The following is a 22,901-nucleotide window of genomic DNA, read 5'->3' as shown; positions in this document are numbered from 1 at the left end:
CCCTTTCTATCGCGTCACTACTCAACATTTTTCTGAACTTCTGAATAAACCTTAGTCGGAAGCCCCCAAAGCTTGATAAATCCCACAGCAGCATCTTGGTCAAAGGTATCCGCACTAGTATAAGTCGCCAAATTTTCATCGTAAAGAGAATTTGGAGATTTCCGAGCCACTACCTGGGCGTTCCCCTTATAGAGTTTAACTTTTGCAGTTCCATTGACAACTTTCTGTGTCTCCTTGATATAGGCAATCAAAGCCTGAGTTGCTGGGCTAAACCACAAGGCATTATAGATGAGATTGGACAACTCATTTTCGATAATGGGTTTGAAATGCGCTACCTCTCTCACAAGAGTCAAGTCTTCAATTTCCTTATGAGCTGCCAATAAAGTCATAGCACCTGGGCACTCATAAATCTCTCTTGACTTAATACCGACTAGGCGATTTTCCACATGGTCAATACGACCGACACCGTGTTTACCAGCTATTTCATTGAGCTTTTGAATCAAATCCGCCACTTTCATCTTCTCACCATTGAGAGAGATGGGCACCCCGCAGCTAAACTCAATGTCAATAAATTCTGGACTGTCTGGCGCCTCTTCTGGTGAAGATGTGATTCCAAATGCTTCTTCTGGTGCTTGGTTCCAAGGATTTTCCAAAACACCACATTCATTTGCACGTCCCCAAAGATTTTGGTCGACAGAGTAAGGATTGTCAAGGTCAGCTGGAACTGGAACGCCGTTTTCTTTGGCATATTGGATTTCTTCTTCACGAGACCATTTCCACTCACGAACAGGCGCAACTACTTTTAAATTGGGGTCCAAAGCCGCAATAGAGACTTCAAACCGAACTTGGTCGTTTCCCTTACCTGTACAACCATGGGCAATTGTGGTTGCCCCCGTCTGATGAGCTATTTCAACGAGTTTTTTTGAAATAAGAGGGCGACTCAGAGCAGATACCAAGGGATACTTCTGTTCATAGTAGGCATGAGCCTGAAGGGCCACTAAAACATAGTCATTAGCAAATTCTTCCTTAACATCAATGACATAAGACTCAACAGCCCCAACCTTGAGAGCTTTATCGTGGACGAACTCCAAATCTTTTCCTTCACCCACATCCATACAAACAGCAATCACATCATAGTCTTTTTTTAACCATGTAATAGCAACTGATGTATCCAATCCACCTGAATAGGCTAAAATGACTTTTTCCTTACTCATTTCTCTTCCTTCTTTCTATTTTTCGATAGAGGCTTTAAAAGCATCGTCAATCAATTTGTCCAACTCCCCAGAATCCTTCAATTTCTGGATGGTTTTGTCAACCGCCTCTTTTAATTCTTTACTGTCTTTTTTCATCGCAACAGCGTAGGAATCTTCTTTATCATTGTCAAAATCAAACTCAGCGATGGCTAGGTCTGGATTATTCTCTACAAATCCTTTCGCCACTGGTTCCTCAAAGATAACCGCATCTAGTTGCCCTGATTTCAAATCTGTTATCAAATTTCCATTTTTAGGAAGTGAAACGAGAGAAGAATCCTGCAAGGTTTCTTTAGCCAGAGTTTCCTGGATAGAACCTTTCTGCGCTCCAACCTTTTTCTGAGCCAAATCCTTGACTGATTGGTAATTCGTTAATTCAGATTTTCTTACGATAACCTTATTTTTCGAAGTGTAGTAGGGAATTGAAAAATTGTAAACTTGACTTCTCTCCTCCGTTTTAGAAACACCTGATATGGCAAGATCGGCCTTTCCTGAATCAAGACTAGCTAGTACATTGTCAAAACTCATTGGAGAGAACTCCACTTCTACACCTAGTTCCTTTGCGATGGCTTTGGCTAGTTCAACATCTGAACCTACAATCTGATTTTTCCCATCAACCAATTTCTGGTATTCAAATGGAGCAAACTCTGGATTTAGGGCCACCACCAATTTTCCTTTAGCCTTAATGGCTTCAACACCTTGGGATTGAGTGTTACTACAAGCAAATAATAAGGGAAACATAAGCAAACCAAACATCGTCATCAACACCTTCTTCACTTTATTCATAGAAGAGCCTCCTTTTATTTTTATACTTTATTATTGTATAAATAATACTCTTCTCGTTCTCGTTTGTCAAGGAAAAACTGTATTTTATTTCATTTTAATCAAGAAAAACTCATTATATGATATATTTTTACATATAATAAGCTTATTTATACCATTTGAGTTTTAAAATAATTTGAAGAATTTAGTCGAAATTATACAAATAGAGCATTGCTGAGAAGATCGTTACGCTTTTTGTTATAGAGAAACAAAAAAGAGCCCTAAAGGACTCTTGTATTCTTAATACCAACCGTTGTTAAGCCAGAAGTTCTTGGCAGCTGTCCATGAACCGTAACGTCCTGCAACGTAGGCATCTGCTACACGTTCTTGGTTTTCAGCTGAGTAGTCACCGTTCAAGTATGAATCTGTCAATTGGTAACGTCCGATGTATTGGCCGTTTGTAGCTGTGTAGCTACCACCTGATTCTTTTTGAGCGATCCATTCTTTGGCTTCTGCTTCAGAACCACTTACAGTAGATGTTGCGACAGTGTTGCTTTCTGCTGCTGGTGCTTCATAAGTTGTAGTTGCAGCTGGAGCTTCTTCAACTGTTTCTGTAGCTACTGGAGCTGTTTCTTCCGTTGTTGCTGCTGGAGCTGCAGTAGAAGCTGTCCCTTCGATGACCAAAACTTGGTCAACATAGATAAGGTGGATATCTTTGATGTTGTTTTTTGCTGCCAATTTTTCAGCAGTTGTGTTGTACTTCTCAGCGATTTCTGAAAGAGTATCACCTGATTTAACAGTGTAAGTTACAGTTTCTTGTGCAGAGGCAAGAGCTGGGGCAAAGAAAGCAAGCAAAGCTGCTACTCCTGCGATAGTTGTTTTGATTTTTTTAGTTGTTAATGACATATCTAAAAATTCTCCTTCCATTGAATATATCTATGATACCTTTTAAATGTTACCGTTGTTTAACGGTTATATGTAGAAATATTACAAAAATGTTTTATATTTACCGTTTTAAGGAGCGTTTTGTCACAAAAGACCTTATTTTATACCATCTTTAATCATTTTGAGCTTTTGATAAGGGAAACAAGCGCAAAGGTCCATTCTTTGATATAATAGTTATAAGAATCTTTATAAGGGGAAACAGATGCAATCACTTCGTTTTCAATCTGTCTTTGATATTATCGGACCAGTCATGATTGGCCCATCAAGTAGCCACACAGCTGGAGCTGTTCGTATTGGAAAAATCGTCTCCTCCATCTTTGACGATACGCCGACAGAAGTCGAATTCCAATTATTTAATTCATTTGCCAAGACCTACCGTGGTCATGGAACTGACCTTGCTCTCGTCGCTGGTATTTTAGGTATGGATACGGACAATCCCGATATTCCAAATAGCCTTGAGATTGCCCATAAACGCGGTATCAAGATTGTCTGGACCATTCAGAAGGACAGCAATGCCCCTCATCCTAATACCACTAAAATTACTGTGAAGAATGAACACAAATCCATCAGTGTGACAGGAATTTCCATCGGTGGGGGAAATATCCAAGTTACGGAGCTTAACGGCTTTGCTGTCTCTCTCAACATGAACACACCGACCATCATCATCGTGCATCAGGATGTTCCAGGTATGATTGCCCATGTTACTGAAGCCCTCTCTCGTTTCGATATCAACATCGCTCAGATGAATGTGACTCGGGAAAAAGCTGGAGAAAAAGCCATTATGATTATCGAAGTCGATAGTCGAAGTTGCGAAGAGGCGATTGAAGAAATCCGAAAAATCCCTCATCTCCACAATGTCAATTTCTTTAAGTAGGAGGAAACATGTTTTATTCCATCAAAGAATTGGTTGAGCAAGCAGATCTAAACTTCCAAGGAAATGTCGCAGAACTCATGATTGCGACAGAATATCAATTAACCGGTCGAGAACGTGCAGAAGTTCTCCTCCTCATGGAACGCAATCTAGAAGTCATGAAAGCCTCTGTCGAGCTCGGTCTCAGTGAAAACAAATCCCGTAGTGGCCTAACGGGTGGAGATGCGGCCAAACTAGATCGCCATCTCAAAAGTGGCAAGGCCTTGTCTGACTTTACCATCCTATCAGCAGCCCGTAATGCCATCGCGGTCAATGAACACAATGCGAAAATGGGTTTGGTCTGTGCCACTCCAACCGCAGGAAGTGCTGGCTGTCTGCCAGCCGTTCTAACTGCTGCTATACAAAAATTAGATCTTAGCCACGAAGAACAGCTGGATTTCCTCTTTGCTGCTGGTGCCTTTGGACTAGTCATCGCAAACAATGCCTCTATCTCAGGTGCTGAAGGTGGCTGTCAGGCCGAAGTTGGCTCTGCCTCTGCCATGAGTGCCGCAGCCTTGACCTTGGCTGCAGGTGGAAGCCCCTATCAGGCTAGTCAAGCTATCGCCTTTGTCATTAAAAATATGCTGGGCCTCATCTGCGATCCCGTTGCTGGTTTGGTCGAAGTTCCCTGTGTCAAACGCAATGCCATGGGGGCTAGCTTTGCCTTTATCGCGGCTGATATGGCCTTGGCAGGTATCGAGTCTAAAATTCCTGTTGACGAAGTCATCGATGCCATGTATCAGGTCGGATCAAGCCTCCCAACTGCCTTTCGTGAAACAGCTGAGGGCGGACTCGCCGCCACACCTACTGGTCGTCGCCTACAAAAAGAAATCTTCGGAGAATAAGCTTATCTATATCTATTAGGAGAAACTATGCCCTCTATCTCAGCAATCTTTTTTGATCTAGACGGAACCCTGGTTGACAGTTCCATCGGAATCCACAATGCCTTTACCTATACCTTTGAACAACTAGGAGTTCTAAGCCCCGATGCCAAAACCATCCGTGGTTTCATGGGACCACCACTTGAAAGTAGTTTTGCAACATGTCTTCCCAAGGAACAAATCTCGGAAGCCGTTCAAATCTATCGTTCTTACTACAAGAAAAAAGGGATCCACGAAGCCCAACTCTTCCCCCGAATAACGGAATTACTCCAAGAACTTTCACAAAACTACCCTCTCTACATCACTACAACAAAGAATACTCCTACTGCTCATGATATGACTAAAAATCTGGGAATCCATCATTTCTTTGATGGCATTTATGGTTCCAGTCCTGAAACACCTCACAAGGCTGATGTCATCCGTTATGCCTTGCAAACGCATCGACTCCCTGCAGACCAAGTCCTTATCATCGGGGATACCAAGTTTGATATGATTGGAGCCCAAGAAACTGGCATTAAAAAGTTTGCTGTTACTTGGGGATTTGGAGAAGAGGCTGATCTAATCAGCTATCAGCCTGACTGGATTGCCCGTACCATTGACGATATCATTAAGCAACTATAAATAATACAACGATTTGAAATTACAGAGTAAAAAGGCCAAGGTCCTGTACAAACAGAACCTTGGCCTTTTATTTATAATTAGTTGGGCGATCTTACTCAACGTGGGTTGTCTCATTTGCAAAGGAAATAATCGCTTCTTTGAGCTCATCTCCACTGAGTGAACGGAATTCTTCAATCTTTTGATCGATGGCTTCTAGAGGCATGACGTTAACCTTACCAACGAAAATCTTATCCATGACTTGGTTATCAACCAATTCGGTCGAAACCAAGAGTTCTTCGTAAAGTTTTTCGCCTGGACGAATACCGACTTCAACGATTGGAATTTCACTTTCTGTGTGCCCGCTTAGAAGGACCATTTTCTTAGCCAAGTCGTAGATCTTGACCGGTTTGCCCATATCAAGGATAAAGACTTCTCCGTCCTTGGCATAAGCGCCAGCATGGATGACCAGACGGCTAGCCTCTGGAATGGTCATGAAGTAACGTGTCATACGGAAGTCTGTCACCGTTACAGGACCACCTTCAGCAATCTGGCGTTCAAAAACAGGAATCACGCTACCACGGCTACCAAGAACATTCCCAAAACGAACTGCACAGTAGGTTGATTTGCTACGTTGGTTAAAGCCAGTGACAATCAACTCTGCCACGCGCTTAGTCGCCCCCATAACATTCGGCGGATTAACCGCCTTGTCAGTCGAAATCATGACCATCTTAGGTACTTTGGCCTCATCAACAGCCTTGGCAACATTGTAGGTCCCGAGGATATTGTTCTTGAAGGCTTCTTTTGGATTGCGCTCCATCATTGGAACATGTTTGTGGGCTGCAGCATGGTAGATGATAGCTGGTTTGTACTGTTCAAACACTTGTAAAAGACGATCATAATCCTGAATATCTGCAATGACAGGAACATAATCAATCCCTTGGAATTTACGAATCAACTCATGATAAATAAGGTAGATTGAATTTTCACCATGTCCAAGCAAGACGATACGCTCTGGGTTGAAGCGGCTAATCTGGCGACAAATTTCCGAACCAATCGAACCACCAGCTCCTGTCACCAAGATGGTCTTGCCTGTAATCTCAGTACCCAGACGTGATTCGTCAAGGCGAATTTCCTGACGGCCCAAAAGGTCCGTGATATCAATTTTTTGGAAACCACTACCCGATTGATGTAAACCTTGAACAACCGTCTCAACTTTAGGCATCTTGTAACATTTGACACCTAGTTTATTACACATCTGCAAGATACGTTCATACTCTGATGGATCAAGCGAAGGGATTGCTACGATAACACGCTCGATTTGGTGACGTTTGGCCAATTCAGGTAGATTGTCATAAGAGCCTAGGACTGGGATTCCACCTAGTTTTTGCCCTTTTTTCTTTTCATCATTGTCCAAAATCCCCACTATCTCAAGCTCGCTGGTTGGATGTTGATAGCTATTCATAAAGAGGGCACCACCATCTCCCGCACCAATCAAGAAGGTACGGCGATGCTCTCCATCTCCACTACCCTTTTTACGTTTAGAATAAATCAACTGCCAGGTGATGCGAGGAAGCAAGATGAGGAAGGTACTCAACAAAATGAAGAGCACGATGAAACGAATAGAAAATAATGGAAGAAAGGCATAGCAGATTCCATAAGAAAGAACACTGCTGAGAGTCACTCCAAAAAAGATTTTCATAAAATCCGTAATCTTACTGTAGCGACTAATACTAGCATTCAGCCCCCAAAATGCAATTATGATTTGATAGAGAAGGAAGGCTAAAAGAGTGTAGATCACATAGTCCACAGGCGCAGGATTTATAAGGCCATAAAACAAGATATAAGATACGATGATGGAAACCACCATACTCAGAATATCAAATATCCCCCAAAATACTTGTTTTTGCTGTTTATTTAAAATTTCAACCAGATCAATCACGTAATCTGTTAGTTTTTTATTCATAGGAATTTACTCCCCCTTAAAAGAGTCAGATGATACTATTGTTATGATAACCCGAATCGTTCAATCTATCAGGTCTTACTTGCTCTTTCTTAAAAGTTTGACAAAGATAAACTGACGAACAAAACCTGGACAAAGTGCAACAATTGCCTGAATGAACATACTTTTAGCATATTCCCTGTAAGAAATTTGCCCTCGCTCCAGCATCCGTTGGCGAGCTTGACGATAGAATTTAAGGTAACGCAAGCCACCTCGACGCTCAAACATCCCTGCACCTACACGAACCTTACACAAGATTTGATCTAGGTTGCCAGTCTTGGCACCTGCCGTAATCATATTGAGCCAAAGGAGATCATCCTCCATATAAAGCCCGTCTTCGTAGTTGCCCGCCTTGAGGACCATGTCCTTTTTGAACATGACTGTCATATGGTTAAAGGCGCTTCTCATTCTCTGATAAGCCACAATGTCTGCGTGCTGAGTTGGAACACGACGATAAGACACGATCTCATCTGGATTATCAATAAACTCTGCAATCTGCCCGCCTAAGAGATCGAGATTTTCTTTCTCCATTAGTTGAAGCTGTTTCTCAAAACGATCCGGAACGGCTAAATCATCCGTATCCATGCGGGCAATAATGTCATGCTGGCACTGCAAAACACCGTAACGAAGAGCCAAGCCTAAACCTTGATTTTGCTCTACGGGGCACCGTTTCACTGGAATGTCTGACTGAGCTTCCACTTCATCTAGCACCTGATAGAGCTCAGGCGTGAGGGGCCCATCCTCAACAAGAACAAGTTCACTCGGTTTCAAGGTTTGATTTTGAACACTTTTGATAGCATCTCTCAAAAACGTCGGGTTTTCCTTTACATAGACCGACATCAAGACGCTGATTTTTTGCTTTTCAGGCACCGTTTTTCTCCAATATATAGATTTCCTTCCACTATTTTATCACAAATTTTCTCACTTTCCTATTTTTATATCAAATCAAGGAAAATTCTAGTAAAGAAATGTATCTCCTTTCACTCTATTCTCGCTTAAATTAATCGAACTTTCTTAGCTGTCATTACTTGACATTATATAGAAAAAAACTTAAAATAAGCTGTTATTAAAATCATCCTATCGAGGTTTTTATGAAAAAACAATCACTCTTTTTTATCCTAGGAATTGTCTTAATCGGGACTGTTTTACGCTCTCCTTTCACTGCTCTTCCAACCATTTTAGGAGATATCGCTCAGGGATTAGGAGTGGAGGTTAGTTCTCTTGGGATTTTAACCAGTCTCCCTCTCTTGATGTTTGCTCTTTTCTCGGCTTTTGCGAGCCGCTTGGCACAAAAGATCGGGTTAGAACATCTCTTTACTTACTGTCTTCTCCTCTTAACTGTTGGCTCTGCCATTCGTATCTTCAATCTTCCCCTTCTCTATCTGGGAACTCTGATCATCGGAGCGAGCATCGCCATTTTCAATGTACTCCTCCCAAGTATGATCCAGGCAAATCAGCCTCAAAAGATTAGTTTCCTAACAACTCTCTATGTCACTGCCATGGGAATTTCGACAGCCATCGCTTCATATCTTTCGGTCCCTATCACCCAAGCTAGTTCTTGGAAGGGCCTCATCCTCGTTCTCAGCTTTCTCTGTCTGGTCACTCTGCTAGTCTGGTTGCCAAATCATCGCCACAACCACTATCTAGAAGGCCAAAAAGAAAAGCAAGTCAAAGAAAATATTCTAAAAAGTAAAGATGTCTGGGCCATCATTATCTTTGGTGGTCTTCAGTCCTTGCTCTTTTATACGAGCATGACCTGGCTTCCAACGATTGCTATTAGTGCTGGTCTTTCTAATAGTGATGCGGCTCTTCTAGCTTCTATCTTCTCGCTGATCAGCATTCCTTTTTCAATGACTGTTCCAAGTCTGACGACTCATCTGTCAGACGGCCACCGTCGAATCATGCTAACAATTATCTCTATCGCTGGGATGACAGGAATTGCCATGCTCTTGTATCCAAGTAGCAGTTTCCTCTACTGGTTAGTCGTCCACCTCTTGATTGGAACGGCCTGCAGCGCCCTCTTCCCCTACCTCATGGTTTGTTTTTCTCTTAAAACCAGTTCGCCTGAAAAGACGGCTCAGCTATCAGGACTAGCGCAAACAGGGGGCTACATCTTAGCAGCTTTTGGTCCTACCTTGTTTGGTTACAGTTTTGAACTTTTCCAATCTTGGATCCCAGCTGTCCTTGCCCTTCTAGTCATCGATATCATCATGACCGTCTCACTCTTTATGGTGGATCGGGCGGATAAGATTCTTTAATTCTTCTAAAATCCATCACAGCTATAAACAATGCAAAGCCAGACTCTGTCTGGTTTTTTAGGTCCATACAAAAATCTAGTTTAATACACCTTAAAACTAGATTAATATCTTGTTTTGTGATAGAATATGTTTGCGTATGATTAGATTTTTGACTTGTGTGTTCGCAAGTATTAACAGCAATGTTATAGGAATGTTTGGCTTCACCTAGTTTTATTAGCTAGGGATTTTCTTGGATTTCTTCTGGAAATCTTGTTCGCGTAAGAGTTATCATACGCTTTTTTTTATGAGGAAAAAATTATGACTAAATTCAATCAACTACAAACAAAAGATGACTTTGCTAAACTCCTCGGCTTTAAAAATGCTAAATACATTAACTATTTATTGTACAACTTACAAACTGATAATTTATATACCACCTTCACTATTCCTAAAAAGAATGGTGGAGAAAGAGTTATACACGCTCCTACAAAAGAGTTAAAATTTCTTCAGAAAAAATTAGCTAATATTTTATGGGAGTGCTACCTTGAAAGCTTGGAATCTAAATCGAAGGACAAGAACTTTAAAACACCTGTTCTGTCTCATGCATTTGAAAAGGGGAAAAGCATTATTACCAACTCTCAGATGCATCGAAACAAAAAATACATTCTGAACATTGACTTGAAAAATTTTTTCGATTCTTTTAATTTTGGAAGAGTAAGAGGCTTCTTTATAAAAGACAGGGATTTTGCTGTTTCACCAGAAATTGCTACAGTAATTGCTCAAATTGCATGTTACCAAGGTAAGTTACCACAAGGAGCCCCTTCTTCTCCCATCATCACAAATTTAATTACTAGAATTTTAGATTATCGGATTGTCAAAATTGCTAAAAAATATCGTTTTACATATTCTAGATATGCCGATGATATGACTTTTTCAACAAATCGTGAATTAAACTCTAATAAATTGAGGGCAAGCAAAGAGTTGGATAACTTTTTAACTGAATTAGAGAAGGTAATCATCTCATCTGGTTTTGAAATCAATCCTAAAAAAACACGATTGAGTAATAATATGCAGCGCCAAGAAGTTACTGGACTAGTTGTAAACAAGAAGATAAATGTAAAAAGAGAGTACATAAAAAATACTCGTGCAATGGCTTTTCAATTATACAAAGATGGTGCTTTTGAAATAGATAAAAAACCAGGAACGCTGAATCAATTAACGGGACGATTTGCTTTTATTTTTCAAATAGAACAATACAACAACTACTTACTTTATAAAAAATCCCTGATACAAAATAATCTAGATTCACAAAAATATTTATTAGGAAGAAATTTATTAAAAAAATCTGAATCGAAATATTATTGGAAGTATATCTTTTATAATAAAGACTTACAAAAGGAATTGTTGCATAACACCAAACATCATACATATAATTTACCTACAGAATTTTACAGTATCGGTAAAGAAGAAAAGAAAATATACATGTCTTTATTTAATTCTAGAGAAAAAGAGTACAAGAAATTTCTATTTTATAAATATTTTTTCGGAAATGACAAACCGATAATTGTAACAGAGGGAAAGACCGATCCACGATATATTAAAGCAGCTTTAAAAAACCTTTATCAAAAGTATCCAGAACTTGTTGAAAAAGATGGAAATGATTTTATATTTAAAATTGAATTTCTGAATCATACTAATACGATAGAATATCTTTTTAATGTTCCAGAAGGGGGAGAAGGTTTTAAATTTTGGTATAATTATTTTTCTGATAAATTTTACTATAATGAGAAAAAAGAGAAAAAATTTTTTGCACTAAATTCAGAAGAAAGAATTTTATACACAAACTATATTACTTATTTCCAACAATTAACCGATAATATTCCAAATTATCCAACAATATTTTTATTTGATAATGAACCGAATAATAGAAATGGTAAGGATAAATCTCCCTTATTTTTGTTTGCGAATCATGCAAAAGACTTGATGAACCCTCAGAATGAAGAATCGGAGGGTTCAAAGAATAAAAAATTAGAAGATAAGATTTCAGACAATTTAGAAAAAGTTAGAAGAGAAAAACCTTGGCGAATTAATAAAAAGGATAACCTATATATAATGGCAACTCCTCTAATATCTAATAAGAATGACGGTAACTCGTCTGATATTGAAGATTTATTATTTTCGTCGTCTCGAAATTCGCCACCTATTTTAAAAGGAAAGGAATTTCATAAAGATGGTGGAGCAAATTATTATGGAAAAGAAATTCTTTCAAAGCATGTTCTGAAAAATTATAAAGAATTCGATTTTACTGAGTTTATCCCTTTGCTAGACGGCATAAGAGATAATATCCTAGATTATAAATCATTATTCTAGCTTATCTTTAAAATATAGAATTCTGCCGAATAACTGATGTATAATCCTCTAAACTTCTAGTTTTTACTAGGAGTTTTTTTATATATAAAATTTTTACACATATTTCTTGACAGGGCTTTCAACTTGAGATACAATATATTTGAAAAGAGTATATATAAAATTTTTATATAATATAAAGGAGGTTTCCCATGTACTTCCCAACATCCTCTGCCTTGATCGAATTTCTCATCTTGGCTGTACTGGAGCAGGGGGATTCTTATGGTTATGAGATTAGTCAAACTATTAAGCTCATCGCCAATATCAAAGAATCTACGCTCTATCCCATTCTCAAAAAATTGGAAGCCAGTGGCTTTCTGACCACCTACTCTAGAGAGTTTCAGGGGCGTATGCGCAAATACTACTCCTTGACCAATCGGGGCGTAGAGCAGCTCGTTACTCTAAAGGAAGAGTGGACGCTCTATACCGACACCGTCAACGGCATCATAGAAGGGAGTATCCGCCATGACAAGAACTGACTATCTGACTCAGTTAGAAACCTATCTCAATAAACTGCCTGAAGCTGACCGCATCGAAGCTATGGACTACTTTAAGGAACTATTTGACGATGCAGGCCCAGAGGGCGAAGAGAAACTCATTGCCAGTCTAGGAACACCAAAAGAAGCGGCTCATGATATCCTCTCTGATCTTCTCGATAAAAAAGTCAATGAGGCACCTGCTCAAAAGAATGACCGCCAACTGCTGCACATTGCACTCTTGGCCTTACTAGCAGCCCCTATCGGAATCCCTGTTGGAATTGCAATTATCTTAACCATTATCGGGCTTTTTATCGCGGCTGTCTCTGTCATTCTAGCCTTTTTCACCATCTCTGTGACGGGTATCCTGCTGGGCGGAGTCTTTATCGTAGAGAGCTTTAGTGTTCTGGTCGAAGCCAAATCTGCCTTTATCTTAATTTTTGGGGCTGGTTTGCTTTCTATCGGTGCTTCTTCTCTTGTTCTACTGGGCATCTCCTATGTAGCTCGTTTCTTTGGCCTCCTGGTCGTCCGCTTGGCACAATGGATTCTTAAAAAAGGAAAGAGAGGTGACAGACATGCGTAAATTGACAAAAGGATTTCTCATCTTTGGTGTGGTTTCTACAATCCTCGGTTTTATCATGATCATTGTAGGCGCGCAGTCCAATGGTATTCAAAGTTTACTTGCCATGTCAAAAGACCCCGTCTATGACAATCGTATCGAAGAAGTGACCTTTGGAAATGAAGTGGAAAAACTTGATCTAGCCCTTGAGGAACATAGCCTAACCATCACAGAGTCTGTAGATGACAAGATTCACATCACCTATCATCCTTCCGTGTCTGGTCGTCACGATCTAACTACTGGCATGAGTGACAAAACACTGAGCGTCACTGACAAACAAGCCTCCCAACATCGTTTTCTCGGTTCAGGAATCGAAGGCCTACTTCGTATCGCTAGCAGCTATTCTAATCGTTTTGACGAAGTCATTCTCTCTCTCCCTAAAGGAAGAAAACTGCAAGCGATCACCGTCTCAGCCAATCGTGGACAGACCACTATCCGGCAAGCCAACCTTGAAAATGCGACAATTAAAACAAAAGGCTATCTCTTAAGAATAACAGAAAGCTCTATCAAAAACAGTACACTAACGACACCTCGTATTATCAATATCTTTGATACCGAATTGACAGATAGCCAGGTCAAGACCGAAGAGGAACACATCTATGCTGAGAATATTAAGGTCCGCGGTAAGGTTGAGCTAGACTCTCATAACGACTTAAGACTCTTTCTTTCTAAGACAGAATTCGATCGTATCAATCTAGATATTTCTTCTCAGCATGGCGGTATTTATCGTAATGCACAAAGAGAACACCCTAGACAAAAAGAGAATGAACTTGCCAACCCCTACAAGACAGACAAAGCAGATGCTAAGGATATGCTCATTATAAAAGCCAATCAGGATATCTACCTACCCAAGGAAGAAGAATACTCTGCTCCACCTAGAAACCATTGACAAAAACGCTTTCATCTGCTAGTCTAAAGATAGAAAATGACCATAAAAAGGAGGTTCCACCATGACACAAGAATGGTTTGAAAGTGCCGATCTTGAGAAGAAATCACCTCAGACGAAATCGGAAAACCAGCCCAACGAGCCTGAGACTTCAGAAACTGTGGAAACTGAACCACAAGCAAGCGAAGAAACACCTGTCTCACCTAAAGAGTTGGAAACGCATGAGGAGGAAGCTCCCGAAATGATTGAGGAAACCCAAACCGAGGAAGAGGGAGAAGGGAAAGCTGAAGAGGAACACAAGCAAGAAAACTCTGCAAAAGAAAAAAGCATCCTCAGCAAGGCTTTAGAAAGTCCTTATATCCCAGATATTGATCCTCGTAAAACTGCCCGATTCAAAGAAGAAATCGCACTGTTTTGGACTTGGCTGCTGGATGCTATCCAAGAACCAACTGCTAGCAAGACTACGGACCAAAAGCATCGTTACAGTGTCTTTGGCCTGCTCACCCTGCTGTCCTCGTTCAACCTTTTCTTTAGTATCTATCATATCAAGCGCCTCTACTATGGCTATATGATTTCTATGGCTAATAGCTCTCCTAACCAGCTCCCACCTTTAGATCTCTTTGCTGGACTTTCTATCTTGGTCACTAGCGCTCTATTTTACTTTTCCATCATTTTGGGAGGCTTTACTGTCCGACGTGTACTGGACCAGGAGAGCGACTTCACTTTTCAAGAAGCTTTCGATCGTTACAGCAGACTCTTTGCTATCCCGCTTGTCCTAACAGCTCTAGCAAGTTTCTTTGCACTCTTTGGTGGCTTACGATTTGCTGGGATCCTCACTCTTCTAAGCATGGCCATCTTTGCCCTTGGCAATCTCTTTGTGATTAGTAAACCAAGTAAGACTAGTGGCCTTGACCCATTCTATCGTTTCTTACTAGCTGTCTTACTTGATGGTGCTATTCTCTTACCCTTCTTCATTGCAGAGCTCGCGCTGACAGTAGACTACCTTCGCATCCTGACCTTCTTTTAACTAAAATCCCTGCCATTTGTTAATGACAGGGATTTTTATGCTTACTCTTTTTTGGACAAGGTCTACTCGATGCTTGCCAATTCCTCAAAATCTTGTCCTAGGATGGGTTTTATTCCTAAAGTTCAGTCGTATGATAACATTGCTATGAAACTCGTTATTCCAAATATTTTGCAAATTAGTTATAGGTAAAATGAAGATTAGAAACCACCAATCTCCATTTTTTAACTTTTAATGAAATTCATCCATATTAATAACTTTGCTTGCTCTAGCAATAACATCCTTATCATGAGTCACGACAATAACAATCTTTTCCTCGTTCACTAATTTCTCAACCTCATTTAGAAATAATTCAGTTGAGTTTCTGTCCAAATTTCCTGTAGGCTCATCAAATAGATAGATGTCCTTTTCTTGCGACAAACTCCTCATGAGTAGAATTTTTTGTTTCTGACCTTGCGAAATATTGGTGGCTTTCCCATCAATCTGATGACTCAGAGATACATTGAGATTCAGACTATCAAGATTATTTAATTCATAGTTTTCCTTATTAAATAGGGTGAAATTAATATTTTTTGAAACACTTCCAGGGAATACATGAAATTCAGATGAATACACGCTTAAATAATCCAAAATATTAGTCTCCTCTAAAGTAGAAAAACTTTCCATTCCATTCAGTACAATATCACCCTCTGTTGGAGAAGATAATCCCTGAATAATATTCAAAAGAGATGATTTCCCAGTTCCATTACCGCCTGTAATAACGGTTAATTCACCACTATTAAACTCGAAATTTAATTTATTAAACACCAATCTTTCATCCCATTTTTTACATAAATTCCGACATGACAACTGTTTAATTTTAGCTACTGAAACAGGAATAACATCCCTTTTCGCTTCTACCTCCTCTGTTCCAATAAACTCAAAGGAATATTGACTTTTTTTCAATGCTACCCAAGATGTAATTAAAGAACTTAAAATGCTGGATAAAAGTAATAGAATCAAAATACTATTTGCATACTCTGCTATATGTTCATAATCTCTCATAGAAATTATAGTAGCAATCAAAAATGAACCAGTTAAACCTATAAATATCTGAGTAGAAGCTAATAATCTATTGGTAATATGCGTACTATCTAGTTTCGTTCCCAACAGTTCATTGAGTCTTTCATTAAATTCTTTGATAAAGTCGCTAGATTTTTGGAAACTTATAATATCTTGCAAACCATAAATTGTATTTTCTACAAGAGAACTAAAGTTAGAACTCTTAGCAATAAATTCTCGCTGATTTTTTACAACTTTTCGTATCTCAAAATTTACATATAAACCAAGAATAACTATAGATAAGCTTGTAACTGCGAAAATAATGATATTCAATTTTAATAGCAATAATAGTAGCAAGCAAAACACTAAAAGTTGTACCTTTAAGTAAAATTTTTGCATAATACCTGTTGCTGATAACAACAAATTCCAAAAATAACTACTAACATACTCATAATTCTTAGTTAAAGAAAAATCATTTAATTGGTTCTGATAAAAAGAGGACAGAATATCATTTAAAAAATCATTTTCAATCTTTCCTTTTAATCTTGTTTCCAATATAGAAAACTGCCAATACAAATATGAACCTAATATTATTGAAGCGAGACTAAATAACTGAAAGCTAAACTGAATATTAAGCAGATTAGACATTGTTATTTGTAGAAAAAAAGCAATAGTAACTGGTAAGGTAATTTTGGCTATTCCCAAGAAAAAGATTGCAAACTTTCTCTTCCAACCAAGTGAAGCTAAAAATCTATGATATAACTTATCTGCATAGCTCAAAGTAACAACACCTTTTTTATCTTCTAAATTAACACTCTCACTCTTTTGGGGAATTAAAACAACTCCTACACTCTGACTAAAAAGTTCTAATCTTGAAATTTTCTCAATTTCTTCATTCGCAGGATCGGAGACCGTCAATGAATTACTATCTCCATCTAATACAACAATATAATGAGGCAAACCAGCTCTTTCTACTACCATCAAATAAGGAAATGATACGTTATTTAATAAACTCGGAGTGTCAATTTGATAAGAATCCGCATCAATACCATAGCTTTTTAATACATCTTCTATTTCAAACAAAGACAGTCCTTGGTGATTATTATTATCAAATTGTAGACTATCTAAATGTTCTAATTTGGGGAAATAATAAGAAATGATTGTCTTTACACAAGCCATTCCACAGTCCAGCAAAGTTGCTTGTTTATAGTGACTAACCATTTTTTTCTCCTTTTTCAACACTTATCTTACTATAGCCATCAACTTCAATGACGCTATTAGAAGTTTGATTTGTGGTAGGAACCCTTAAAATTTCTCCTGTATTGTTTGTATGTAAAGTATAAATCCCATCAAAATCTTTAGGAACTGTAATAGATACATCGCCAACAAGAGTATCTATAAATATTTTTTCGAAAGTAGCATTTTTCCCTAAGGAAATAGTTACATATAACTTGTCTTTTCCTTCTGAACTCAGAGCCAAATTAAAACCATGTTGTGAAAATGGTAGATATAGACTATCTGAACTCATTTTAACGTTTTTAGATATATTATTCGCTGATTCTTCGGAAACTTTTCCTTCTATTTGAACACTTGTTTCATCTGATTCACTCTTGACAACTTTAACATCAATTGCTTGCTTTGAGCCATAAAACTCTAACGTTTTAATACTTTTAGAAGAGAGAGTCCATGATTGTTTCAAACTGATTGTTGTCTCTCCTCGTTTTAAGGTTAATAAAATTCCAGCTACTACAAACAGTAACAACAGCCCAATTACAATTCCTATTTTTTTCATCATTAGTCCTCCTATTTAAATTCTTTTTTACTGAATACAACAAACGTAAGCATGATTACTGCTAGACCTGCCACTATAGGATAGCATACGTTTGTAAGGGTAAATTGACTTATATCTGGTGATGCTTTCAAATTTAAAGTCATTAGTAAATAGTCTCTCACACTCTCACCAGAGTTTGGAAGAACGTAAACTAATAGATTATCAAATAGTAAAATGTAGAGTGTATAAATCATACATGATTCATAAACCTTATCAAATATTTGAAAAATCAATAAGGAGATACTGATAATAACCAAATAGTATGGTAGCTGGTGTAAAAATGTCGAAATAATCAACACCATGTCCCCTTCCAAATAAACAAGAGCTGTTAAACTATAAAAAATAGTTACATATAGGAAAGACAAACAAAAGGTTCCCAAAGTTTTATATAAAAATAACTTCCATCGTTGTTTTTCTTTTGTGAGCAGAATATTGATCGTACGGAAACTATAATCTTCCCCCCAGAAAAATAAATTAGCAGAGATGAAAAGCAAAGGAATAAAACCACTCACATTTGAAATCAACACTCGAAATGCTGGCTCATTTTCATTTGATGACTTAAAAAACAAGGAGAATAACAAAACTAATAACCCTATCAACAAACTAGGAAGCACTCCTCTTTTTTCCCAGTAAAATTTATATATATCTGCTTTAAGAGAATTCATGACTCTCCTCCTTTCTTAAATCATCAGATAATATTACGCAAATAGTAGTCCTCAAAGCGTTCCTTCTTAATATAAATATCCTGTATCACTAGATTTGAACCAATACTATATTCCAAGATAGCCATTAATCTCTCCTTTTCTGTCACAACCAGATAGTCACCTTGCTCAAAGTGATCAATGCCCTCTTCTTCTAAAAACATTTTCAGAATCTGATTACAACTCGTCTTAAGGAAAATCTTTTCCGACAAATCATTCGCTAGCTCTTTTGAACTCATCACATTTAGAATTTTTCCCTTTTTCATGATGATATACTTATCTGTTATAAACTCCAACTCTGATAGGATATGGCTTGAGATTAAAAAAGTAACTCCTAACTGATCCCTTAAATTCAAAATCATTTTTCTTAAATCTGAAATCCCTTGAGGATCTAAACCATTCACGGGTTCATCTAAGATAATAAGCTCTGGATTATCCAACAGCGCAATCGCAATCGATAACCTCTGCTTCATTCCAAGGGAATAGTTTTTTACTTTTCGATCCCATGACGGTTCAGGCAAGTGAACCAATTCCAACATTTTTGTGATATCTGTCTTTAAACCAAATCTTGTCTTGTAATATTGCAAGTGTTGACGTCCAGTCAAGTTTGGATAGAGGGCAGGTGATTCGATAATACTGCCAATCTTATGCTGCGAAACACTCTCTATTTCTCCCTTATCAGCTCGAATTAGTCCTAGGAGAATTCTCATTAATGTTGTCTTTCCAGCACCATTTTCACCGATAAGACCACATATTTCTCCTCGTTCAATATCAAAGGAAATATTATGGAGAACCTGTTCTTTCCCATATGTTTTATTGATATTTTTAAGACTTAAAATCACACGATTCATAGTTTCTCTCCGTTCATTATATTAAAAAAGTCTCTGACAAGGAATGAACCCTGCCAGAGATTTTTAGCTTACATTAACTCCAACAGAAGAACCCAATACCTGTGAGCATTCCATAAATACCGAGTGGTGAAACAGCACAAAATTGACCTGCTACAATGTATCTTTTATGTTTATTACTTAGTTTTTTCATTATTTAACCCTCCTTTTAATCCCAACAAAAGATACCTACTCCATATCGAAGACCTATAATACAAAAGCGACCTGCTACAATGTGCTTTTTATTTTTGTTACTTAGTTTTTTCACTACTTCATCCTCCTATTTAATCCCAACAAAATATGCCTACTCCATATCGAAGACCTATAATACAAAAGCGACCTGCTACAATGTGTCTTTTGACACGTCCAGTTAGTTTTCTCATCAGAAAACCCTCCTTTTAAAAAATTTTTTATAATAACCAAATGAGATTCTCATTTCAGTTATTTATTAACTGTTTTAAATCTTTAGATAACATTTCTTCGCTTCCTTGTTCAACATAAATTTCTTTCACTATCCCATCTTTATCCACTATAAAGATAGTTGGAATAGCTTTTACATCCAAGAACTTAAAAGCTTGTAAATCTTGATCTATATAAACTGGAAAGGTAAAACCCTGATCCCTTAAAAATTGATGAGAGGTTTCAAGTGTTTCACGTTCCCCATCAACTATATCCACCATAAAGAAATCAACTTTATCTTGATATTTATCATAAAGGCGCTGAATGATTGGGAGCTCTTTTTGACAATCAGGACACCAACTAGCCCAGAATACCACAACCTTTGGTCTAAACTTATACTCTGACAGTTGAACCTGCGCTCCCTCATTGGAGGTCAACAATGCATTCTTGAATGTTGTATTTTTAGTTTTTGAAATATATTGTTTTATTTCCTCTTCTTTTTTTAAGAGAAGCTCTTGTTTTGTTTCTTCTTGATGATGAGATTCTTGGTTTTTATAGTAAAATCCTGCTAAAAATAAAGAAGCTATCACAAGAATAAACATTGCCTCTACAACATGTTTTTTTGACATCATGGATTGTCCTCCACCTCTGAAATTTTAAAACTTTCGATAATAGATAATTCTTCTGGTAAGATTAAAACTCGCTCTTCGCCAGCATCTAAAATTGCTAAACGGAATGGTTCCTTGTTCAACTCTATTTGTACCAACCTTTGCTCAGTCGTGTTATTTCGAACTATCAAACTGTGGCGAGTTTGTGTAAAAGTCTCTAGCGAGATACTAAAATCTTCCATTTCCATCTCCTACCCAGAAAACCAAAAACTAAGACTTAAGAATACTGCAAATCCAAACATTTTTCTTTCCTCCTTATCTCTTGTTCTTTATGATTAAAGTATAACGCTTTCAAAAAGAAAAAAACATGACAAAAATGTCATGTCAGCTCTTCATTTCCTCAAAAGTTTTTAAATCTTTTTCTTTTTCTCCTAATATACGCGCTTCTAATACTGAGTCCCCAAATGCTTGAGCACAAACAATAGCTCTGTCATATAATTGGATAGCTTTTTCCTTATCCTGTTTATGAAATAAGGTACACATAGCATCTAGCATATCAACAATTGGCTTGTTTTGAAAATCCTGCGATATAGTCATCAATGTGTTCATTGCCTTAACATAAGGCTCAAAAGTGGAGTAAGATTTTTCCATCCATTGAACAGCTAAAGAATCAAGCACAGTTCTTTTTAACATATAGGCTGTCTCTAAATCTGATGAATTTGTTTCTCTTATAAGTTTTTTAGAAAGCATCCAAAATAGTTCAGGATTATACTCAGTCGGTCTTGCTAAACATGAAACAAAGTACAGCTTTATCAAAAGCAAATCATTCACCGAGTAGTTTTTCCTTATCTTTACTTGCTCAAAATACTCATCAAGCAAAGCATCGCCAAACCCTGCATCTTCACTTACAAAGACATCAAAACTAGCTTGTAAGGCACTAACAGCAATCTGCTCATCCTCAGGTAGACTGTCATAATAGTGTTCGTAAACTCTTTCAAACAACTCTTCCTTAACCTGGATTCTATCATCATCTCCATAAGTTTGAAACTTAATAAGTTTATCCTTTACTATCAAGTACTCTGAAGGTAAAATCATATGATCCATATCTACTATATGTGAAATTGGACAACCTAGTTTGTAAGCTATATACTCTACCTTAGATAAACTTGGGGAAGACTGCCCTGATTCAATCCGTGCTAATTGGCGCACCGTTATCTCAGTTTCATCATCACAAAGAGTTTCACGAGTGATATGTTTCATCTCTCGCAACATTCGGATTCTTTTACCTACTTCCTTCTTGATATCCATCTCAAGATCTCCTGATCATTATTTAACGAACAATATTCTATTTTTTGTTATATTATACTATTTTTCATTGAACTAAGCAATTTTTGAAATTTCACATTACAAAACCTAACTAAGCTAAACTATCTTTCGCATGCTAAATAGCAGTTGACCTGCTTTACTTTTCTTGTGCCAATTCTTCAAAGTCTTTTCCCAAAATGGCTTGTACTTCTAGTTGATTGGCATCTAGTTGGTGGTAAAATGCTTCTGGTAGCGACTCTAGGAATCTTGCATAGTCCAAGCGAGCGATGGATTCATAGTCTTCTGCTTTGGACCCATCACCAGAAATCTTCACTAAATCAATCTCCCAAACAAGCTCCTTACCTGCCAGCTGCTCCGTATAAGGCACAGGTACAATGGGTTCTTTTGGCAAAATCGTCTTGACTCCTTGGGCTAGGTGATAGATACCGTGCACCTTGCCTTGAGCATCTGGGTAAAATTTCACACTGGCAAGGTAGGCATCAGAGCCTTGAACCTTCTTGACCAACTCTTCAAAATGTGCCAATCCATCCTCAGCCAAAAAGCTCTCGAGGTATTCCTTGTTGAGATAGATAGGTGACAAGAGCCCTTGGCAATATACTAAACGAACTGCCTTATCCGCTAAATATTGCTTGACCGTTTGTCGGAAATAAGCTTCAAAGTCAAAGTCTTCTAGCCCTTCTACCGCTTCCCCCAACTTGCCAGATAGGGCCTGGAGGAGAGTCTCTACAATCTCCCAGTCTGCTCTAGTAAGAAAATCTGGAATCACCACTTGATAACCTTTTCGACTATCCGCATAGTTCACCTTGAAGAGAAATTGCGACTGGCCTACAATCCCACACTCGATATACTCGAGACGATTGAGGGGCTGACGGAGATAGACGGCATCATAACTATGCGACTCCAAGCCCTCCACCAAGGCCAAGATGGACTTGGCAGTCAAGACCTCCTGTTGTCCTAGGATGCTTTCTTTATTTGGGATAAAAAATGTTTTCGCCATAACCGGCCTCCTTTGAAATCGTTTACATATAGTATAATCTATTTTCCTGAAAGATACAGAAACAAATTTTAGATTTTTAGATAAAAAGCATAGAAAAACAGCCCCTGAAGGCTGTT

Annotated in this window: 22 protein-coding genes; 9 read left to right on the top strand and 13 right to left on the bottom strand. The window is 38.1% G+C overall.

From position 1 onward, the window contains the following. Positions 1–17 precede the first annotated feature (17 nt). The 3 genes from EKB01_RS04145 to EKB01_RS04135 all read right to left on the bottom strand — a co-directional run bounded on the left by EKB01_RS04145 (position 18) and on the right by EKB01_RS04135 (position 2,918). On the bottom strand, positions 18–1,214 hold the full coding sequence (locus EKB01_RS04145) for an argininosuccinate synthase (protein WP_167265760.1): 1,197 nt from the start codon (positions 1,212–1,214) through the stop codon (positions 18–20). 15 nt (positions 1,215–1,229) lie between these two features. Continuing rightward, entirely contained in the window at positions 1,230–2,036 is an 807-nt protein-coding gene (locus tag EKB01_RS04140; protein ID WP_167265759.1) for an ABC transporter substrate-binding protein, read from the bottom strand. 276 nt (positions 2,037–2,312) lie between these two features. Further along, the gene (locus EKB01_RS04135; RefSeq protein ID WP_000060311.1) at positions 2,313–2,918 is read right to left on the bottom strand and encodes a LysM peptidoglycan-binding domain-containing protein; all 606 of its coding nucleotides are present in this window, start codon (positions 2,916–2,918) and stop codon (positions 2,313–2,315) included. A 241-nt stretch (positions 2,919–3,159) separates the two neighbouring features. Between EKB01_RS04135 and sdaAB the strand changes: the two genes are divergently transcribed. The 3 genes from sdaAB to EKB01_RS04120 are packed head-to-tail and all read left to right on the top strand — an operon-like array spanning position 3,160 to position 5,369. Next, the gene (gene sdaAB, locus EKB01_RS04130) at positions 3,160–3,831 is read left to right on the top strand and encodes an L-serine ammonia-lyase, iron-sulfur-dependent subunit beta (protein ID WP_033584754.1); all 672 of its coding nucleotides are present in this window, start codon (positions 3,160–3,162) and stop codon (positions 3,829–3,831) included. Between the two features lie 8 nt (positions 3,832–3,839). After that, positions 3,840–4,712 carry an L-serine ammonia-lyase, iron-sulfur-dependent, subunit alpha gene (gene sdaAA, locus EKB01_RS04125; RefSeq protein ID WP_167265757.1) on the top strand — a complete coding sequence of 291 codons (873 nt, stop codon included), beginning with the start codon at positions 3,840–3,842 and terminating at the stop codon, positions 4,710–4,712. Between the two features lie 27 nt (positions 4,713–4,739). Beyond that, the gene (locus EKB01_RS04120; protein WP_167265755.1) at positions 4,740–5,369 is read left to right on the top strand and encodes an HAD hydrolase-like protein; all 630 of its coding nucleotides are present in this window, start codon (positions 4,740–4,742) and stop codon (positions 5,367–5,369) included. 91 nt (positions 5,370–5,460) lie between these two features. Here the strand turns inward: EKB01_RS04120 and EKB01_RS04115 are convergent, their stop codons facing one another. Together EKB01_RS04115 and EKB01_RS04110 are read right to left on the bottom strand one after the other, a co-directional pair. Further along, a complete protein-coding gene (locus EKB01_RS04115; RefSeq protein WP_167265753.1) occupies positions 5,461–7,311 on the bottom strand; it encodes a nucleoside-diphosphate sugar epimerase/dehydratase in 1,851 nt (616 codons plus the stop codon). Positions 7,312–7,386: 75 nt separating this feature from the next. Beyond that, positions 7,387–8,217: a glycosyltransferase gene (locus EKB01_RS04110; protein ID WP_167265751.1), complete on the bottom strand. Its 831-nt coding sequence runs from the start codon at positions 8,215–8,217 to the stop codon at positions 7,387–7,389. A 221-nt stretch (positions 8,218–8,438) separates the two neighbouring features. Here EKB01_RS04110 and EKB01_RS04105 point away from each other — a divergent pair, with 221 nt between their 5' ends. The 6 genes from EKB01_RS04105 to EKB01_RS04080 all read left to right on the top strand — a co-directional run bounded on the left by EKB01_RS04105 (position 8,439) and on the right by EKB01_RS04080 (position 14,998). Further along, entirely contained in the window at positions 8,439–9,605 is a 1,167-nt protein-coding gene (locus EKB01_RS04105; protein ID WP_057488867.1) for an MFS transporter, read from the top strand. 297 nt (positions 9,606–9,902) lie between these two features. Next, positions 9,903–11,954 carry a retron Ec67 family RNA-directed DNA polymerase/endonuclease gene (locus EKB01_RS04100; protein WP_167265749.1) on the top strand — a complete coding sequence of 684 codons (2,052 nt, stop codon included), beginning with the start codon at positions 9,903–9,905 and terminating at the stop codon, positions 11,952–11,954. A gap of 188 nt (positions 11,955–12,142) precedes the next feature. Further along, complete coding sequence (locus tag EKB01_RS04095; protein WP_000273860.1) at positions 12,143–12,469, top strand: PadR family transcriptional regulator; 327 nt, start codon at positions 12,143–12,145, stop codon at positions 12,467–12,469. Beyond that, positions 12,456–13,049, top strand: coding sequence for a DUF1700 domain-containing protein (locus EKB01_RS04090; RefSeq protein WP_109289567.1), 594 nt, complete (start codon positions 12,456–12,458; stop codon positions 13,047–13,049). Before EKB01_RS04095 ends, EKB01_RS04090 begins: the two co-directional genes overlap by 14 nt. Then, positions 13,042–13,974 (top strand): DUF4097 family beta strand repeat-containing protein, encoded by a 933-nt coding sequence (locus tag EKB01_RS04085; protein ID WP_109289566.1) that lies wholly within the window; start codon positions 13,042–13,044, stop codon positions 13,972–13,974. Before EKB01_RS04090 ends, EKB01_RS04085 begins: the two co-directional genes overlap by 8 nt. A 61-nt stretch (positions 13,975–14,035) precedes the next feature. Then, entirely contained in the window at positions 14,036–14,998 is a 963-nt protein-coding gene (locus EKB01_RS04080; RefSeq protein ID WP_061588563.1) for a DUF6574 domain-containing protein, read from the top strand. Between the two features lie 228 nt (positions 14,999–15,226). Here EKB01_RS04080 and EKB01_RS04075 read toward each other — a convergent pair whose 3' ends face one another. The 8 genes from EKB01_RS04075 to EKB01_RS04040 all read right to left on the bottom strand — a co-directional run bounded on the left by EKB01_RS04075 (position 15,227) and on the right by EKB01_RS04040 (position 22,785). Then, positions 15,227–17,257, bottom strand: coding sequence for an ATP-binding cassette domain-containing protein (locus EKB01_RS04075; protein ID WP_167265747.1), 2,031 nt, complete (start codon positions 17,255–17,257; stop codon positions 15,227–15,229). Beyond that, positions 17,250–17,831, bottom strand: coding sequence for a hypothetical protein (locus tag EKB01_RS04070; RefSeq protein ID WP_109289564.1), 582 nt, complete (start codon positions 17,829–17,831; stop codon positions 17,250–17,252). The genes EKB01_RS04075 and EKB01_RS04070 overlap by 8 nt, the downstream gene beginning before the upstream one ends. 8 nt (positions 17,832–17,839) lie before the next feature. Further along, positions 17,840–18,532, bottom strand: coding sequence for an ABC transporter permease (locus EKB01_RS04065; RefSeq protein ID WP_109289563.1), 693 nt, complete (start codon positions 18,530–18,532; stop codon positions 17,840–17,842). Positions 18,533–18,555: 23 nt separating this feature from the next. Further along, a complete protein-coding gene (locus tag EKB01_RS04060) occupies positions 18,556–19,419 on the bottom strand; it encodes an ATP-binding cassette domain-containing protein (protein ID WP_109289562.1) in 864 nt (287 codons plus the stop codon). Between the two features lie 473 nt (positions 19,420–19,892). After that, positions 19,893–20,483, bottom strand: a complete 591-nt coding sequence (locus EKB01_RS04055) for a TlpA disulfide reductase family protein (protein ID WP_243830653.1) — start codon at positions 20,481–20,483, stop codon at positions 19,893–19,895. After that, entirely contained in the window at positions 20,483–20,704 is a 222-nt protein-coding gene (locus tag EKB01_RS04050; RefSeq protein ID WP_109289560.1) for a hypothetical protein, read from the bottom strand. The genes EKB01_RS04055 and EKB01_RS04050 overlap by 1 nt, the downstream gene beginning before the upstream one ends. Before the next feature lie 142 nt (positions 20,705–20,846). Then, positions 20,847–21,770: an XRE family transcriptional regulator gene (locus EKB01_RS04045; RefSeq protein ID WP_109289559.1), complete on the bottom strand. Its 924-nt coding sequence runs from the start codon at positions 21,768–21,770 to the stop codon at positions 20,847–20,849. 154 nt (positions 21,771–21,924) lie between these two features. After that, positions 21,925–22,785 carry a DUF4299 family protein gene (locus tag EKB01_RS04040; RefSeq protein WP_167265745.1) on the bottom strand — a complete coding sequence of 287 codons (861 nt, stop codon included), beginning with the start codon at positions 22,783–22,785 and terminating at the stop codon, positions 21,925–21,927. Positions 22,786–22,901: the final 116 nt, after the last annotated feature.

The organism is Streptococcus sp. CCUG 71758 (assembly GCF_011714815.1).
Lineage (GTDB): Bacteria > Bacillota > Bacilli > Lactobacillales > Streptococcaceae > Streptococcus > Streptococcus halitosis.
Note: the sequence above shows the minus strand (reverse complement) of the source record. Positions and strands in the feature narration are given on the sequence as shown.

What these genes read in the sequence shown, in the direction of transcription:
- EKB01_RS04145 (WP_167265760.1), bottom strand. Translation starts at nt 1,214, where the DNA reads ATGAGTAAGGAAAAAGTCATTTTAGCCTATTCAGGTGGATTGGATACA.
- EKB01_RS04140 (WP_167265759.1), bottom strand. Translation starts at nt 2,036, where the DNA reads ATGAATAAAGTGAAGAAGGTGTTGATGACGATGTTTGGTTTGCTTATG.
- EKB01_RS04135 (WP_000060311.1), bottom strand. Translation starts at nt 2,918, where the DNA reads ATGTCATTAACAACTAAAAAAATCAAAACAACTATCGCAGGAGTAGCA.
- sdaAB (WP_033584754.1), top strand. Translation starts at nt 3,160, where the DNA reads ATGCAATCACTTCGTTTTCAATCTGTCTTTGATATTATCGGACCAGTC.
- sdaAA (WP_167265757.1), top strand. Translation starts at nt 3,840, where the DNA reads ATGTTTTATTCCATCAAAGAATTGGTTGAGCAAGCAGATCTAAACTTC.
- EKB01_RS04120 (WP_167265755.1), top strand. Translation starts at nt 4,740, where the DNA reads ATGCCCTCTATCTCAGCAATCTTTTTTGATCTAGACGGAACCCTGGTT.
- EKB01_RS04115 (WP_167265753.1), bottom strand. Translation starts at nt 7,311, where the DNA reads ATGAATAAAAAACTAACAGATTACGTGATTGATCTGGTTGAAATTTTA.
- EKB01_RS04105 (WP_057488867.1), top strand. Translation starts at nt 8,439, where the DNA reads ATGAAAAAACAATCACTCTTTTTTATCCTAGGAATTGTCTTAATCGGG.
- EKB01_RS04100 (WP_167265749.1), top strand. Translation starts at nt 9,903, where the DNA reads ATGACTAAATTCAATCAACTACAAACAAAAGATGACTTTGCTAAACTC.
- EKB01_RS04095 (WP_000273860.1), top strand. Translation starts at nt 12,143, where the DNA reads ATGTACTTCCCAACATCCTCTGCCTTGATCGAATTTCTCATCTTGGCT.
- EKB01_RS04090 (WP_109289567.1), top strand. Translation starts at nt 12,456, where the DNA reads ATGACAAGAACTGACTATCTGACTCAGTTAGAAACCTATCTCAATAAA.
- EKB01_RS04085 (WP_109289566.1), top strand. Translation starts at nt 13,042, where the DNA reads ATGCGTAAATTGACAAAAGGATTTCTCATCTTTGGTGTGGTTTCTACA.
- EKB01_RS04080 (WP_061588563.1), top strand. Translation starts at nt 14,036, where the DNA reads ATGACACAAGAATGGTTTGAAAGTGCCGATCTTGAGAAGAAATCACCT.
- EKB01_RS04075 (WP_167265747.1), bottom strand. Translation starts at nt 17,257, where the DNA reads ATGGTTAGTCACTATAAACAAGCAACTTTGCTGGACTGTGGAATGGCT.
- EKB01_RS04070 (WP_109289564.1), bottom strand. Translation starts at nt 17,831, where the DNA reads ATGATGAAAAAAATAGGAATTGTAATTGGGCTGTTGTTACTGTTTGTA.
- EKB01_RS04065 (WP_109289563.1), bottom strand. Translation starts at nt 18,532, where the DNA reads ATGAATTCTCTTAAAGCAGATATATATAAATTTTACTGGGAAAAAAGA.
- EKB01_RS04060 (WP_109289562.1), bottom strand. Translation starts at nt 19,419, where the DNA reads ATGAATCGTGTGATTTTAAGTCTTAAAAATATCAATAAAACATATGGG.
- EKB01_RS04055 (WP_243830653.1), bottom strand. Translation starts at nt 20,483, where the DNA reads ATGTCAAAAAAACATGTTGTAGAGGCAATGTTTATTCTTGTGATAGCT.
- EKB01_RS04050 (WP_109289560.1), bottom strand. Translation starts at nt 20,704, where the DNA reads ATGGAAGATTTTAGTATCTCGCTAGAGACTTTTACACAAACTCGCCAC.
- EKB01_RS04045 (WP_109289559.1), bottom strand. Translation starts at nt 21,770, where the DNA reads ATGGATATCAAGAAGGAAGTAGGTAAAAGAATCCGAATGTTGCGAGAG.
- EKB01_RS04040 (WP_167265745.1), bottom strand. Translation starts at nt 22,785, where the DNA reads ATGGCGAAAACATTTTTTATCCCAAATAAAGAAAGCATCCTAGGACAA.